The following is a 15,022-nucleotide window of genomic DNA, read 5'->3' on the forward strand; positions in this document are numbered from 1 at the left end:
CTTATAAAGTTTTATCGTGTTTTTCTAAAAATGTTAGATATTCTTCTTTAGTCATAACTGGAGTAAAGGCATCTAATATGTTTTTAGCATCTTTAGCATTATCAAAAAGAAGGTCTACAACTGTAAGTGCCATTGCTTTTGCAGAGATTATGTAAGCCAAATCTTCATCAACCATTTCAAAATCTCTTGTATGAAGAGCACCTTTTACACCGCCAATCATAGGATGAAGAGTAGGCATTATATGAGATACATCACCAAAATCAAAAGAACCTGTAAAGTCTCCACCATCAACAATTTTTCCCTCTAGACCTAAATCTTCAAGATTATTTTTAAATAAATTATCAAGATTTTTGTATCGTAATATTGGTAAGTAGCCAGGGATTTCAGTTATTTCGACCTCAGCTCCAACTGCCATTCCACCAGCCATTAAGGCTTTATTTATCCTTGAATTAGCATCAATCATACCGTTTATAGTTCTAGCTCTTACATATGATTCCATATGGACATCAGCAGGAACAACATTTACTATATCTCCACCTTTTGTGATGATAGGGTGGAATCTAACTCTTTCAGATTCTTTAAACGTTTCTCTAAGTGCGTTTACGTTGTTTATAGCAAGCATTGCTGCATTTAAAGCATTTATACCATCATGTGGAGCAGAACCAGCATGAGATTCTTTACCTATAAATTTAACTTTTTTTCCAACAAATCCATTACTCTCAGGACCTACTAAAGCTTTATCTTCCCCTAAGTCAGAAGAGTGAAACATCATAGATATGTCTATATCATCAAAATAACCTCTTTTTATTAACTCTTGTTTTCCACCAAAGTAAGTTATCTTTCCTTCTTTTTTTAATTGTTCTCTATATTCTAACTCAATAAATTCTTCAGCTGGAGTAGCCATAAAAGATACTTTACCATCTAGATGTTCTAAAACACCACTTTTTACTAGACCAACAGCTGCACCTAACATTCCAGCTATTTGAATATTGTGTCCACAAGTATGAGAAGCACCTATTTCATTAGCATCTTTATGTTCTTTACATGATATGCCATCCAATTCTCCAAGTATAGATATATGAGGGCCTTTTTTATTAGTATTTGCATATGCCTTACATCCTGTTACGGCTATATTTTTTTCTACAGATAAGTTTAATTCTTGTTCAAAGAAGTTTGAAACAGCTTCTGTAGTTTTAAATTCTTTATATCCATACTCTGGATTTTTATATATTCCTTGACCTATTTTTAATATTTTTTCTCTATTTTCATCTATAGTTTTTATTACTAGAGATTTTAATTGTTCTTTATTCATAATAAATTCCTCCTATATTTTACCTTGAATACTTAAAACTATATGAGCTATACTCGCACATGCAAAGAATATAGTTGTGAAAACAATAAGTGATATTATAACTATTTTCCATGACATCTCTTTTAAAGATTCTATTTTATTTCCAACAGAAATTCCTGCAAAAGCTAGTAGTGGAGTAGTTATAGCCATAAAGTTAATATTATTAGTATTTGTTAAGAATACTTCAGATGTTGGGCTATATGGCATACTAAGTAAAAGACCTATTATAGTTGCAAATCCAAAAGCTGGAAATATCGATTTAGGAAATAAATCTTTTACAATCATAGCAGCCATAGCAGCTAATATTAACATAACCATTCCAGGAAGAGCTGTAACTATAGATGTACCCACGCTAATTCTTTGTCCTATAAGAATTATAACTCCAATGACAGACATAACCAATAATTGAAATGAACTTTTCTTCAAATTTAAATTAGCAAACATTTATTAGCACTCTCCTTCTGTTGTTTCAATTTCTTTAGTTTTTTTGTTTCTAGAAAATTTAGGTTCTAAAATTTTATACATAAAATTAGTAAATGGTAAGGATACAAAAACTAAGAATATAATTCCTGTTATACTAGACATCATATTGCTTGTTGCTGCATAGGCAAGTATTGTATCTGCCATTTCAGGTGGAACCATAGTAGATAATGAACCAGCAGCGGCAGTCATCATACTTCCACTACCAACACCACAAGCCATTCCCAAAGCATATGGATGAAGACCACTATAAATAGAGACCGAACCTAGTACACTAAAGTATATAGTACCAAGAACTGTACCCATTAAATATGTGCCAAGTACACCACTACCTTCTGGAGAATTTATTCCATATTTCTCAGATATAACTCCTAAAGAAGGTTCACGGCTGATACTTGCAGTAGCTCCAACAGCTTCTCTTTTCATACCAAACATTAATGCAAGAGGTAATGCAACGATTGGTGCAAGTATATGACCAAATTCTTGAGCTATGAATGCTGGCCCAGCTTGAATTATCTTATCAATGTTTGGACCAACTGTAGTACCATACTTTATACCAAGCATTACTAGTGCAATTCCAACAACTTCTCCAGCAATATTTATTTCTTTTTCTCCAATGACTTTTTTAAGTGCTTTAATTTTTTTCCCTAATAAATCTGGTGTTATTATAAGTCCAATTATAACTGCGTAGAGCATAGGAAATAGTACTATAGAAGCTTTTCCAATAGCTATAGTTCTTTGCCCTATAAATTCACATATTACTACTAATATTAAGCAAGTTAAAAATACTTGAATAAAATGTTTTTTATTACTTTCCATGATTTCCTCCCCAAAAGAATAAGTATTTTACTTATTTAAAATAAAAAATACGTTTTCTTAGATATAATACGTTTTCCTGTATATTATAAAAAAGACCATTTTAAATAAGTTTCAGAAATGTCATTAACATGTCCTTAAATAAGGATAAAACAAAAATTTAACATTGTCAACGAAAAAAATGTAAAATATTGCATATTTTTCAATATATTGTAATATTATTCATTCCTAAAAAATTATTTAAATATTGTAGGAATAATAGGTAAAAAGCTTTAAAATAAATAATATAAAACTAAGAAAGAGTAAATTGAAATTTTAAAATGAATAAAAGTATTTTAAGATTTGAATAAATATAAGACTTAAAGTAACTATTAAAAGTTAGTACAACTAACTTAGATTAAATAATAATGATTCTAGTAGGTGGTAGTAGATGAAAATCAATAGATTAACAGAAATAATAGTAATACTTTTAAATAAGAAACTGGTAACTGCCAAAGAGTTGGCAGAGAGATTTGAAGTTTCTACAAGAACTATATATAGAGATATAGAAACTCTATCTATGTCAGGAGTACCAGTATATATGACAAAAGGTAAGGGGGGAGGGATATCTTTAATAGAAGAATACTCTATAGATAAGACCATATTATCAAATGAAGATAAAGAGAGTTTGATAGTGGCGCTCAAAACCTTACAAGCGACAAAGTATCCAGAAATAAATTCAGTAGTAAATAAAATTGGTTCAATATTTGGAGAGCAGAACTTTTCAAATTGGATTGAAATAGATTTTACTGAATGGGGAAGTAATTTTAATGAAGATGACAAGTTTACAAAAATAAAAGAAGCTATTTTAAGGCGTAATGCCATAAATTTTAATTATGTAAATAGCCTATCAAGTCAAACAAATAGAACTGTCGAACCTATGAAACTTATGTATAAGAGTAAGACTTGGTATTTATATGGATTTTGTAGATTAAAGGACGATTTTAGGATATTTAGAATTAGTAGAATAAAAAACTTAGTTGTGAAAGAAGAAGTGTTTTCAAGAAAGATAATAGAAGATGTATGTTTTGATGATTCTAAGGTGATTAAGGAAAATACTGTAACCCTGAAATTGAGATTTAAAGAGAAGATGCTTTTTAGAGTGTTTGATGATTTTAATAAAGATTTAATCACTAAAAACAAAGATAATACATATGATGTAATCGCTGAATTTCCTATTGGTGAGTGGATTTATGGTTATATTTTATCTTTTGGAGATAGTGTTGAAATACTTGAACCTAAAGAGGTTAGAGATAATGTAATAATTAGATTGAAAGAGTTATCTAAAATTTACTCATTATAATACTTGGATTAAAAGAGCCATTTAAAATTCAGTAATTGCAAAATATTTCACTAAGTCTAATTATATTAAAAATATGACATAAAGGTGTCGTATATTATAAGTTATAATTTAATTAAATAAATTTAATATTAAAATAGATTAATAAAAACAAAGTGAGGTATAAAGTATGGATTATGAAATAGTAAATATAAGTGAGAAAATAGTTGTAGGAATATCAAAAGAAACTACAAACCAAGATGGACAAGCAGTAAAAGATATAGGTGAGTCATGGAAGCGATTTATGGGAAAAGGTATATATAATTCTATAAAAGGTAAAAAGAATGAAAAGACAATAGGCTTATATACAGATTATCAAGGCGATTTTACAAATCCATATAACTTTGTTGCGTGTTGTGAAGTAAATAGTGATGCTGATAAAGATATCAATTTAGATGAATTAAATACTAATAATACTGTGGAAGAAATTGTTATAAGTAAAGTTATACCAGCAGGTAAGTATGCAAAATTTATTGTAGTAGGAGATATTCACAAAGCGATAGGAGATTTCTGGGCTGAATTTTGGCAAATGGATTTTGATAGAAATTATATAAGTGATTTTGAAGAATACCAAGGTAATACCTATGATTCTGATAAACATGAAATTCATATTTACATAGGAATAAACTAGATTTGCATTATATTGAGTATATGTAATTTTTTATTGACATATGTCAGATGGAGGGGTATTATAAATTGGTAAATGTTAGAGGCAAGACAATAGAGTGTTTGAAAATTTTATAGTTTTCATACATGAACTATAAAGGGGGATTTTCCTATGTTTGAATGTGCATTTATTTATGTTGCTAAAGGTCTTAATGCTGAGAAACAAAGAGCAGTTATTCCATCTGATACAATAAATATGAATGTTATTGGTGTGGAAAATTATGATGAAGCAGAAGTTGTAGCCAAAGAAATGGTAGAAAAGGGATGTACAGCTATTGAACTATGTGCTGGTTTTGGTAACGAGGGTATTTACAGAATTAAAAAAGTTGTTGGACCAAACGTTGCTGTGGGTGCAGTGAAATTCGATTTCCATCCAGCTTTTGGTTTTAAGAGTGGAGACGAAATGTTCTAATAATCAGTGCCTTTATATGAATAAAGATACATGGAGTAAATTAGGATGTTTGCATGATATTTTATTGAAAGTTTCTGATTGTAATAAATATATTGAAGAATCAATGTGTTTATTACAGTCAGTTTTATTGTTAATAACTATAAGCAGTAAATCTATAAAAGATTTACTGCTTTTTTAGTACTTAAAAATATCAGTATTGATTTGAATCGTTGCTAATGATGTTAGGAAAATTGTAAGTACAGACTATAATAACATTTTTGAATTTATGAATATACAATTAAAAAAATTATAGAAAAATAATGTATAAAGCTAAACCCAATTTTATCGATAATACATATATAGAAATACAATTAAGTAATTAAATAACCATTTCTTGGATGTTAAGCAAGTTAGAAATTATATAGTAAAGAAGCAAATAAACCTGTAATTTAATATTTTAAGTAGCATGAGAAGCGTTTTTCGTTTTTTATAGATTACAACTTTGGAAGATTATAAAAATAAATCTACAAAAATAATTTTAATAAATCTGAAAAAAAAATTTTATATGAATATAAAAAAACATAAGGTTATTCTATCTTTATTTGATTACTTCTGACAACTTTTTATGTTTTGTACAATTATATTTTTATTAACTCGTCAAAATGCCAAACATATATTACAATATATATATAAGTTTTTTAATTGACAAATTGTGTTAATATAGTTGAATATAATATGGCATAAATAATTACTTTTATTTATCAATGAAATGTATTTATTATGTAGCGAAAAATAGTCAGATAGTATAGACAATATTTGAAATAAAAGCATTTATTGTTGCACATATGGAGGAGTTAGTTTTATGGAAAATAAAATTTTGATAGTAGATGATGCTATTTTTATGAGAATGATGATTAAAGAAGCTCTGAGTAAAAGTGGCTATGGAAATTTAGTAGAAGCAAATGATGGAGAAGAAGCTTGTAATATATTTAAAGATGAAAAGCCTGATTTGATGTTACTTGACATTACAATGCCAAAAAAAGATGGTTTAGAGGTGTTGAAAGAAGTAAAAAAGTTAGATTCAAATGCTAAGGTGGTGATGTGTTCTGCAATAGGACAAGAAAATATGATTGTAGAAGCTATAAAACTAGGAGCGTTAGACTTTATAGTGAAGCCCTTTAAAACAGATACATTAATCAAAGTTGTGCAAAATGCTTTAAAGTAAAAATGTAAATACACACTGATATAGTGAAAGGTACATAAATGAAATAATTAAAGGGAGGGGTTTATATTATAAATTATTTAGAACTTGATGATGCTCATATAGATGCTCTTAGAGAAATTGGTAATATAGGCTCTGGGAATGCAATCACTGCACTTGCATCCATGATAAATAGTAAGATAGAAGTATTAATACCAATGGTAAATATACTTGAATATAATGAAGCAACAAATTTGCTTGGCGGTCCAGAAAATAAAGTAGTATGTATTTTACTAGATATGAAAGGCGATATTAATGGAATGTTTATGTTTTTGTTGGATGAATCAATCACCCAACTTATGTTAAATTCTCTTTTTAATAAAGAAGAGTCGGTTTTAGATGAGATTGAAGGTATTGAAATTTCAGCAATTAAAGAAATAGGAAATATTATGGCAAGTTCATATGTAAATGCTATGGCCTCTATGTTAGATATGACCATAAGTATTTCAGTTCCAGATATGTGTATTGATATGGTTGGAGCTGTCCTAAATGTACCTATGATAAGATTTTCAGATGTTGGTGACCAAATTTTATTTATAGAAAATAAGTTCAAAATGAGTGATAATTATTTTACTAGTCACATATTGATGATTCCAGAAATGAGTTCACTTAAAGAAATATTGGTGAGATTGGGATTAAAAGTATGAATAGGGAGATAGTAGTAAACATTGCAGATATGAAGATAGCCTATAAACCAAATGTTTTGGTTACATATGCACTTGGTTCTTGTGTAGGAGTATGTCTGATAGATAAAATAGCAGGAATTGGTGGAATGTTACATGTTATGTTGCCATATAGTAAAGATGCTATTAACATTGAAAATAAATACAAATTTGCAGACACAGGAATAAATGAGCTTATTAAATCTATGGAACATATAGGTGCAAATAGAATGTATATAAAAGCAAAAATAGCTGGTGGAGCTCAAATGTTTTTAGGAAACAGCAATTCGTCGATTGCAAGCATAGGGCATAGAAATGTTGAAGCAGTAAAAAAAACACTCTTAGGATTACATATTCCAATAGTAGCAGAAGACACAGGTATGAATTATGGACGAACAATACGTTTTTGCACTGAAACAGGCGAATTGATTGTAGATTCAATAAATAAAGGTAAAAAGAAAATATAATGTAGATTTTATAGAGAGTAGATTTTAGAGGGGAGGAATTAAATGAGATTTCCAGATGACCCATATTTAGATTATAGGCTAGCTGATGAGGGAATTAAATATCTAAAATTTAAAGTAGATGAACAAGACTTCGGTGTTGAGATTGAAAAGGTCGTAGAAATTGTTGGAAATCAAGAAATTATATTTATTCCAGAACTCCCAACATATTCTAAAGGTATAATAAATTTAAGAGGTAAAATTATTCCAATAATAGATATGCGTTTGAGACTTAAAAAAAATGATTTAATAGTTGCTAACTGCATGTATATAATAGTAGTCGAAGTAAAGGATTTATCAGTAGGATTTATAGTTGATAAAGTTGATGAGATAATAAGCTTAGAAGAAAGTCAAATTTCTCCACCACCAAGAGTTACTTTTGAGTATTCAGATTATTTTGTAAGTGGTATTGGAGAAATAGAGAGTAAAATAATTACCTTACTAGATTTAGAGAAACTTTTGACAGATAAAGAAGAAATTTTAATAGATGAAGTAGTTAATAAATATAATTGCACTATCATGTAGCACAGGGATATAATTAGAATGTTATTATAAAGAGATTGTAATGGGAACATTTGGGGATGTAGTGGTATAATTATTAAGTATAAGAATTTTAAATTACTAGAATTTTAATATATTATGTTTAAGAGAGGTTCGTATATGGAAAATAAGCAACAAGGAACAATTTTAGTCGTTGATGATAGTGTCCTAATGTGTGATTTAATAGATAAAACACTTACAAAAGATAATTTTAAGGTGAAAAAAGCATTTAATGCAATAGAAGCAAAAGAGTTTATTGAAGAATATATACCAGATATTATTTTACTTGATATAATTTTACCAGACAACTCTGGATTTGATTTTTGTAAGGAAGTAAAATCTAATTTTCGCACAGCAGATATACCTATAATATTTATAACTTCAAAAAATGCAGATACGGATATAGTAAAGGGATTTGGTGTAGGTGCAATAGATTATATGGTGAAGCCTTTTAGTATGACAGAATTAAAAGCTCGTATTATGGCTCACCTTGAAGTAAAGAAATCTCAAGATAAATTAAAAAAGATAAATAATGAGCTGGAGTCTTCTCTTGAAAAATTGAATAGACTCGTTGTAAGAGATTATCTTACAGGTCTTTATAATAGAAGACATATAATTAATCAACTTATGGAACAAAGAAGAATTAATAAGTATAATGAGGCTACAATATCTCTTATTCTAGGCGATATTGATGATTTCAAAGTTATTAATGATACTTATGGTCACGAAGCAGGTGATTTTGTATTGACAGTAATATCAAGTATAATAAAAAAGAATTGTAGACAGGTTGATACTGTATCAAGATGGGGTGGAGAAGAGTTTTTGATAATGCTTACAAATACTTCAATGGAAGGTGCTAAAATTCTTTCAGAAAGAATTCGCAAAGAAATAAAAGACTTTGAATTTAACTATAAAGAAAACAAAATAAGATGTACTATTACATTAGGAGTAGTAGAAGTAAACTCAAATATATCATTAGAAGAAAACATATCCTTAGCAGATAAAGCGATGTATGAGGGCAAAAACTTAGGAAAAGATTGTAGTGTAGTGAGTACAATGAAAGGATTAAAAAGGATATAAATTAATATCTTAATAAACTTACTTTATAAAGGAGTAGAGGTATGAAAAGAGAAGTAAAGCTTTCTAAATTAGCAATTGTATTGCTGATTATTATAGTAATGGCTGTTCTAGCAGGGATTTTTTCTTCAATTTCATCTTATAAAGCATTTGAGAAAGTGGAAAAAAGCATTAATGATATGAATAATTTGAGAACTCAAAGCCAGTATATAAAAGATACGACAAGAGAAGTAAGTGATGTATTAAGAAGATATGTCTTTACAGGCGATAAAAAGGATAAAGATACTTATGAAAAAGAGTTGTATGGAAAAACAAGAGAGTCAGCTTTAAATAAATTAGAAAGAATTGGTCTTACAAAAAGTGAATCAAATAAAATCTTAGAAGCAAAAGAAATATCTGATTCTTTGGTGCCAACAGAACAAAGTGCTATAAAAGCAGTTGAAAATAATGATAAGAGCTTGGCACAGAGTATAATTTTTGGCAGTGAATATATAAACTCTCAAGAAAGAATGGATTCTTTAATAAATGAATTTCAAGAGAATATAGCTAATCGTTCAAATGCTGAAATTATAGAAGTTAAAAAAGAATTACAAAGCCTAATATTGAGAACAATATTTATACTTTCTCTACTAATAATACTGACAATAATAGAATATACAGTAATAAAATTAAAAATAGTAATTCCTATTAATAAAGTAGAAAAACACTTTTCAAGAATTGCATCTGGAGACCTAAGAACAAGTATAGATGTTGAAGAAAGTAAATCTGAAATAGGGATGTTGGTTGGTTCTGTTAAAAAGATGCAAAGTATGCTTTTAAATTATATAGACCTTATAGATAGTACATTAACTAGTATTGCAAAAGGAGATTTAAGAGTAGAGATAGACCAAGAATTTATAGGAGATTTTGAATCAATCAAAACATCATTAGAAAGTATAATAAACTCTTTTAATAGTGATTTTTCTGAAATAAATTTATCGGCAGAACAAGTTGCAAGTGCATCAGAACAAGTAGCAGCAGGTGCTCAAGCTCTTTCACAAGGGGCTACAGAACAAGCCAGTTCAGTGGAAGAATTAGCTTCTACAATTAATGAAATATCAGATGGAATTAAGAAGTGTGCAGATAGTGCTAGTCTTGCATGTGAAGTGTCTGACCAATCAGCACAACAAGTTAGTTTTGGAAGCAGATGTATGGATGATATGATGACTTCAATGGGTGAAATAAGTGAAAAATCCAGTGAAATATCAAAAATAATCAAAACAATAGATGAGATAGCTTTTCAAACTAATATTCTTGCATTAAATGCAGCTGTTGAAGCAGCAAGAGCAGGTCAATATGGTAGAGGATTCGCAGTTGTAGCAGATGAGGTTAGGTCTTTAGCTGGTAAAAGTGCAAAAGCAGCTCAAAATACTGCAATTCTTATAGAAGAGGCCATTAAGACAGTAGAAAATGGTGTTAAAATTGCCAAAGAGACTGCAAAGGCTTTGGATTTAGTGGTGAATGGTGTAGAAAAAACTACTGATTATATTAATGGAATTTCTTCATCTGTACATAGCCAAGAAATAGCAATTACACAGATTTTATCTGGAATAGAGCAAATTTCTATAGTAGTCCAAATGAACTCAGCAACAGCAGAGGAAAGTGCAGCAGCCTCAGAAGAGATGTCAGCTCAAGCACAAATTTTAAAAGAATTAGTAGAAAAATTTCATCTAAAGGAAAATGAGATAAAAGAATCATCATGGATTTAAATTATAAGATGTTATAGATAGTGTAAAATTATAACGTAAAATAGAAAATTATTTGTAGGCCGTAGGTGATAAATATGAATTATATTGAGCCGAGTATGAGACCAATGTTAGATATGTTTATATTTGAGACAAGTCTATTACTTGAACAGTTAGATGAAATTATGATTCAAATAGAAAAAGAAAAAGTGTTTAGTTATAGCAATATCAATGAAACATTTAGAATAATGCATACAATAAAGGGTTCAGCTTCTATGATGGGATTAGACAACATAGCTGCTTTAGCACATAGTGTAGAAGATTTATTTTATGTCATACGTGAAGAAAAGATAGAAGTTTTAGATAATGACTTTTTATTTGACTTGGTTTTTCAAGCTTTGGATTTTATAAGATGTGACATAGGTAAGTTGCAGTCAGGAGATTGCATATCTTCTGATTACTCTAACTTTATAGAAATAATCAAAGATTATGTAGGTACTTTGGAGTTATCAACTTCTATGGAATCAAAAAATAACACAAGCTTAGAAAGCACAGATGATAAAGAAATAATAGATTCAGTTTTTTCATACAAAGAAAATTCTGATATAGTAAAAATAATCTTTGAGCAAGATTGTATGATGGAAAATGTAAGAGCTTTTATGCTTATATTTGAACTTAGAGACTACTGTGAATTTATAAAATTTTATCCTAAAGATGTGGAAACAAATACAGAAGCAGCAGAATATATTAAAAAGGATGGGTTTTATATACAGTTTATTGCTAAAGATGACAAGAGTATAGTTTATAGAACTATACAAGATAATCTCTATGTAAAAGAATATATAAATATTAGTGAAGAAGATGTAGAAGTAAAAAGAACGCAAGATAATGATGAAATAGAAAATAAATTAAAAGACAATCAGGAAATAGGTATAGAATATCAAAATACTTATACAACAGAAGATGAGCTACAAGAAAGTATTTTAAAAGAAAAGATAGATACAGAAAAATATAATCTAAATGATGAAAATGAGCATTTGCCAATAAATAAACAGAATATTATGAGTGTAAATTTAGAAAAATTAGATTTACTTCAAAATATAGTTGGAGAAATTGTAATTATGGAATCAATGGTTGTAAATAGTGTAAATTCTACAGGTGTTGATATAGACAATTTCAATAAAGCAACAAGACAATTGCATAAGCTTACAGATGAATTACAGGATATAGTAATGTCGATGCGTATGATTCAAATTTCTGGTGTATTTCAAAAGATGCATAGAATTGTACGAGATATGAATAAAAAATTAGATAAAAATGTAGAGCTAATAACCATAGGTGCAGAAACAGAAGTAGATAAAAATGTAATCGATAATTTAGCAGAGCCATTTATGCACCTTATAAGAAATGCTATGGACCATGCAATAGAACCTATTGAAGAGCGTATAGCAAAAGGCAAAGAAGAAGTGGGAAAGATAGTTCTATCTGCTGAAAACTTAGGTGGAGAAGCTGTAATAAGTATTGCAGATGATGGTAGAGGTCTTATGAAAGACAAGATTTTAGCAAAAGCCAAGGAGCAAGGTATACTTAAACATTCAAGTAATGAATATACTGATGACGAGGTCAATTCTTTGATTATGACTCCAGGATTTTCTACAAAAGAATCCATAACTGAGTTTTCTGGTAGGGGAGTAGGCATGGATATTGTCCGAAAAAGTATTGAAAAGGTTGGAGGTTCAATTGAAGTAAAAAGCAAACAAGATGAAGGAACAACATTTACTATGAAAATACCACTGACTCTTTCTATAGTAGAAGGTATGGAGTTTAAAGTTGGAGATTCACTGTTTACTTTACCAATATCATCAATAAGGAGAACATTTAAACTTACAGATTTAAACCAAATAGTTACAGAAGGTAATATAAGAGAACTAATTATGATATATGGAGCATGTATTCCTATTATAAGGTTGCATAAAGTATATAATATTCAGACAGATGTAACTAACTTAATGCATGGGAATATGATAATTATTGAAAATGAGCAGAAAGCGGCATGCATTTTCGTTGATGAAATAATAGGAAATCAACAGGTTGTCGTAAAGCCATTTCCAGTTTATTTTAATAGATTCAATATGAAAAGCAATGGATTATCAGGATGTACAATACTTGGAGATGGAAGTATAAGCTTGATTATAGATGCAGATAACATTATGGAAATATATTAGGGGATTTAAAAGTATGTCTAAAGATGAAATTATTAAACAAGTATTAACATTTTATGTTAATGATGTTATTTATGGAATAGAATTAGAAAATGTGATTGAGACTATAAGATTTCAATCAATAACATGTGTACCATGTCTTCCAGAGTATATAATCGGAGTTATTAATTTACGTGGAAGGATAATACCTGTTATTAATATGCATATAAAATACAATCTTCCTGAGACTGATTATAATGAGAGAACATGTATAATAATTACAAAGGTTGATGAGTATCAAGTTGGAATTATTGTAGATAAAGTTGTCGATGTTATCCCTATAGAAAAGATAAATCTATTAGAGACAACTGATTCTAACAACATAAATACGAATAAAGATATAAAGGAAATTGCAAAAGTTGGAGATAATTCTATACTAATTTTAGATATTCGAAAGTTTTTGATTAACAACATGTAGTCAGTTTTGATAAATTAGCAGGAGGAATTTTTTGCATGATAAAGCTCACAGATGAAGAATTTATAATTCTTGTAAACCATATAAAAAAAGAATATGGTATTGATTTAAGCAAAAAAAGAGCACTAATTGAAGGTCGGTTATATAATACAATGATAGAGAAAAAACTTAGTTCTTTTAGTCAGTATATGAATATATTATTTAAAGATAAGACAGGAAATGAGGCTATAAACTTAATAAATAGATTGAGTACCAATCATACATTTTTTATGAGAGAACCTCAACATTTTGAGTTTATACATGATAATATACTTCCTTTTTGGGAAGAAAACAATAAATTAAGAAACTTAAATATATGGAGTGCAGGTTGTTCTAGTGGAGAAGAAGCGTATTCAATAGCTATGACTTTAGATGATTATTTTGGACATAATAAAAAATTGTGGAATATTAAGATTATAGCTACTGATATTTCAATGAATTCACTTGAAAAAGCTAAGAGAGCTACATATACAGAATTAAATGTTAATAATGTTCCTGATTTGTGGAAGAAGAAGTATTTTATAGATAATAAAGATGGTACATTTAAAATTTGTGATAAGATTAGAAAAAGCGTAACTTTTAAGTCCTTTAATCTAATGAACGATTTCTCATATCAATATTTTGATTTGATTTTTTGTAGAAATGTTATGATTTATTTCGATTTAAAAACTAGAGAAGAACTCATAAATAAATTTTATAGTGTAACTAAAAAAGATAGCTTTTTATTTGTAGGTCATGCAGAGATAATTAACAGAAGCAATACCAAATATAAATACGTAAGACCTGCTGTCTATAAAAAATAAAAGAGTATTTCTGATATATGACTTTGTGGAGGCGGTAATGTGGAACATTTTAATAATATGGTAATTGCTATAGGTGCATCTGTAGGTGGCACAGAGGCGATACTTGAAATTATAAAAGACTTGCCAAAATCGACACCAGGAGTTGTTGTAGTTCAACATATGCCGGCTATATTTACTGATATGTATGCACAACGGCTTGACAAGCAGTGTGTTATGAATGTAAGAGAAGCTAAAAATAATGATAGAGTAGAACGAGGAAATGTGTTAATCGCACCTGGGGGCTATCAGATGAAATTACATGTGAATAAAGATGGGTATTATGTAACTTGTAAAAAAGGTGAAAAAGTAAGTGGTCATTGTCCATCAGTAGACGTTTTATTTGATTCAGTTGCAGAAGTAGCAGGTAAAAATTCAATAGGCATAATACTTACAGGCATGGGTTCTGATGGTGCAAATGGACTTTTAAAAATGAGAGAAAAGGGTTCATTTACTATTGGACAAGATGAAAACTCTTGCATAGTATATGGAATGCCAATGGTGGCTTTTGATAGGGGTTCTGTTGTATTACAATTGCCACTTGCTGAAATTTCAAACTGTTTGATTAGACATCTTAATATTTAAAAACGAAAAGATTGATTTTTTGTAAATAAAAAAT

At 28.9% G+C, this 15,022-nt stretch carries 17 protein-coding genes; 14 read left to right on the plus strand and 3 right to left on the minus strand.

The annotated features are described in order from the left end of the window. Position 1 precedes the first annotated feature (1 nt). From Q3304_RS17100 to Q3304_RS17110, 3 genes are read right to left on the minus strand one after another with little or no spacing between them, the layout of a single operon-like run. Positions 2-1,312, minus strand: a complete 1,311-nt coding sequence (locus Q3304_RS17100) for a M20 family metallopeptidase (RefSeq protein ID WP_407814727.1) — start codon at positions 1,310-1,312, stop codon at positions 2-4. Between the two features lie 12 nt (positions 1,313-1,324). After that, the gene (locus tag Q3304_RS17105; protein ID WP_074180019.1) at positions 1,325-1,795 is read right to left on the minus strand and encodes a hypothetical protein; all 471 of its coding nucleotides are present in this window, start codon (positions 1,793-1,795) and stop codon (positions 1,325-1,327) included. A 3-nt stretch (positions 1,796-1,798) separates the two neighbouring features. After that, positions 1,799-2,650: a DUF3100 domain-containing protein gene (locus tag Q3304_RS17110; protein ID WP_054275822.1), complete on the minus strand. Its 852-nt coding sequence runs from the start codon at positions 2,648-2,650 to the stop codon at positions 1,799-1,801. Positions 2,651-3,077: 427 nt separating this feature from the next. Here Q3304_RS17110 and Q3304_RS17115 point away from each other — a divergent pair, with 427 nt between their 5' ends. From Q3304_RS17115 to Q3304_RS17180, 14 genes are all read left to right on the plus strand, one after another. Beyond that, positions 3,078-3,989 carry a helix-turn-helix transcriptional regulator gene (locus tag Q3304_RS17115; protein ID WP_407814726.1) on the plus strand — a complete coding sequence of 304 codons (912 nt, stop codon included), beginning with the start codon at positions 3,078-3,080 and terminating at the stop codon, positions 3,987-3,989. A 166-nt stretch (positions 3,990-4,155) separates the two neighbouring features. Continuing rightward, a complete protein-coding gene (locus Q3304_RS17120) occupies positions 4,156-4,656 on the plus strand; it encodes a GyrI-like domain-containing protein (protein ID WP_054269052.1) in 501 nt (166 codons plus the stop codon). A gap of 147 nt (positions 4,657-4,803) precedes the next feature. Further along, positions 4,804-5,103 carry a DUF6506 family protein gene (locus tag Q3304_RS17125; protein WP_054269053.1) on the plus strand — a complete coding sequence of 100 codons (300 nt, stop codon included), beginning with the start codon at positions 4,804-4,806 and terminating at the stop codon, positions 5,101-5,103. 16 nt (positions 5,104-5,119) lie between these two features. Beyond that, positions 5,120-5,281 (plus strand): hypothetical protein, encoded by a 162-nt coding sequence (locus Q3304_RS17130; protein WP_407814725.1) that lies wholly within the window; start codon positions 5,120-5,122, stop codon positions 5,279-5,281. Positions 5,282-5,944: 663 nt separating this feature from the next. Continuing rightward, positions 5,945-6,307 carry a response regulator gene (locus Q3304_RS17135; protein ID WP_054269055.1) on the plus strand — a complete coding sequence of 121 codons (363 nt, stop codon included), beginning with the start codon at positions 5,945-5,947 and terminating at the stop codon, positions 6,305-6,307. Positions 6,308-6,405: 98 nt separating this feature from the next. Continuing rightward, positions 6,406-6,990: a chemotaxis protein CheC gene (locus Q3304_RS17140; RefSeq protein ID WP_407815453.1), complete on the plus strand. Its 585-nt coding sequence runs from the start codon at positions 6,406-6,408 to the stop codon at positions 6,988-6,990. Further along, entirely contained in the window at positions 6,987-7,472 is a 486-nt protein-coding gene (locus Q3304_RS17145) for a chemotaxis protein CheD (RefSeq protein WP_231301179.1), read from the plus strand. The genes Q3304_RS17140 and Q3304_RS17145 overlap by 4 nt, the downstream gene beginning before the upstream one ends. Before the next feature lie 42 nt (positions 7,473-7,514). Then, complete coding sequence (locus Q3304_RS17150; RefSeq protein WP_054269058.1) at positions 7,515-8,033, plus strand: chemotaxis protein CheW; 519 nt, start codon at positions 7,515-7,517, stop codon at positions 8,031-8,033. A 135-nt stretch (positions 8,034-8,168) separates the two neighbouring features. Then, entirely contained in the window at positions 8,169-9,128 is a 960-nt protein-coding gene (locus Q3304_RS17155) for a diguanylate cyclase (protein WP_054269059.1), read from the plus strand. A 41-nt stretch (positions 9,129-9,169) separates the two neighbouring features. Further along, on the plus strand, positions 9,170-10,873 hold the full coding sequence (locus tag Q3304_RS17160) for a methyl-accepting chemotaxis protein (RefSeq protein WP_167639723.1): 1,704 nt from the start codon (positions 9,170-9,172) through the stop codon (positions 10,871-10,873). Between the two features lie 74 nt (positions 10,874-10,947). Further along, positions 10,948-13,074, plus strand: coding sequence for a chemotaxis protein CheW (locus tag Q3304_RS17165; protein WP_407814724.1), 2,127 nt, complete (start codon positions 10,948-10,950; stop codon positions 13,072-13,074). 13 nt (positions 13,075-13,087) lie between these two features. Then, positions 13,088-13,528, plus strand: coding sequence for a chemotaxis protein CheW (locus tag Q3304_RS17170; protein ID WP_054275828.1), 441 nt, complete (start codon positions 13,088-13,090; stop codon positions 13,526-13,528). 35 nt (positions 13,529-13,563) lie between these two features. Further along, positions 13,564-14,367, plus strand: a complete 804-nt coding sequence (locus Q3304_RS17175; RefSeq protein WP_407814723.1) for a CheR family methyltransferase — start codon at positions 13,564-13,566, stop codon at positions 14,365-14,367. A 39-nt stretch (positions 14,368-14,406) separates the two neighbouring features. Then, positions 14,407-14,988, plus strand: a complete 582-nt coding sequence (locus Q3304_RS17180) for a CheB methylesterase domain-containing protein (RefSeq protein WP_407814722.1) — start codon at positions 14,407-14,409, stop codon at positions 14,986-14,988. The last annotated feature ends 34 nt before the right edge of the window (positions 14,989-15,022 follow it).

This window comes from Clostridioides sp. GD02377 (genome assembly GCF_045899875.1).
In the GTDB taxonomy this organism is placed as follows: Bacteria; Bacillota; Clostridia; order Peptostreptococcales; family Peptostreptococcaceae; genus Clostridioides; species Clostridioides difficile_A.

Excerpts from the sequence above, each read along its gene's own strand:
- Q3304_RS17145 (WP_231301179.1), top strand. The coding sequence starts at position 6,987 with ATGAATAGGGAGATAGTAGTAAACATTGCAGATATGAAGATAGCCTAT.
- Q3304_RS17110 (WP_054275822.1), bottom strand. The coding sequence starts at position 2,650 with ATGGAAAGTAATAAAAAACATTTTATTCAAGTATTTTTAACTTGCTTA.
- Q3304_RS17135 (WP_054269055.1), top strand. The coding sequence starts at position 5,945 with ATGGAAAATAAAATTTTGATAGTAGATGATGCTATTTTTATGAGAATG.
- Q3304_RS17175 (WP_407814723.1), top strand. The coding sequence starts at position 13,564 with ATGATAAAGCTCACAGATGAAGAATTTATAATTCTTGTAAACCATATA.
- Q3304_RS17105 (WP_074180019.1), bottom strand. The coding sequence starts at position 1,795 with ATGTTTGCTAATTTAAATTTGAAGAAAAGTTCATTTCAATTATTGGTT.
- Q3304_RS17150 (WP_054269058.1), top strand. The coding sequence starts at position 7,515 with ATGAGATTTCCAGATGACCCATATTTAGATTATAGGCTAGCTGATGAG.
- Q3304_RS17155 (WP_054269059.1), top strand. The coding sequence starts at position 8,169 with ATGGAAAATAAGCAACAAGGAACAATTTTAGTCGTTGATGATAGTGTC.
- Q3304_RS17170 (WP_054275828.1), top strand. The coding sequence starts at position 13,088 with ATGTCTAAAGATGAAATTATTAAACAAGTATTAACATTTTATGTTAAT.
- Q3304_RS17125 (WP_054269053.1), top strand. The coding sequence starts at position 4,804 with ATGTTTGAATGTGCATTTATTTATGTTGCTAAAGGTCTTAATGCTGAG.
- Q3304_RS17160 (WP_167639723.1), top strand. The coding sequence starts at position 9,170 with ATGAAAAGAGAAGTAAAGCTTTCTAAATTAGCAATTGTATTGCTGATT.
- Q3304_RS17130 (WP_407814725.1), top strand. The coding sequence starts at position 5,120 with ATGAATAAAGATACATGGAGTAAATTAGGATGTTTGCATGATATTTTA.
- Q3304_RS17115 (WP_407814726.1), top strand. The coding sequence starts at position 3,078 with ATGAAAATCAATAGATTAACAGAAATAATAGTAATACTTTTAAATAAG.
- Q3304_RS17120 (WP_054269052.1), top strand. The coding sequence starts at position 4,156 with ATGGATTATGAAATAGTAAATATAAGTGAGAAAATAGTTGTAGGAATA.
- Q3304_RS17165 (WP_407814724.1), top strand. The coding sequence starts at position 10,948 with ATGAATTATATTGAGCCGAGTATGAGACCAATGTTAGATATGTTTATA.
- Q3304_RS17100 (WP_407814727.1), bottom strand. The coding sequence starts at position 1,312 with ATGAATAAAGAACAATTAAAATCTCTAGTAATAAAAACTATAGATGAA.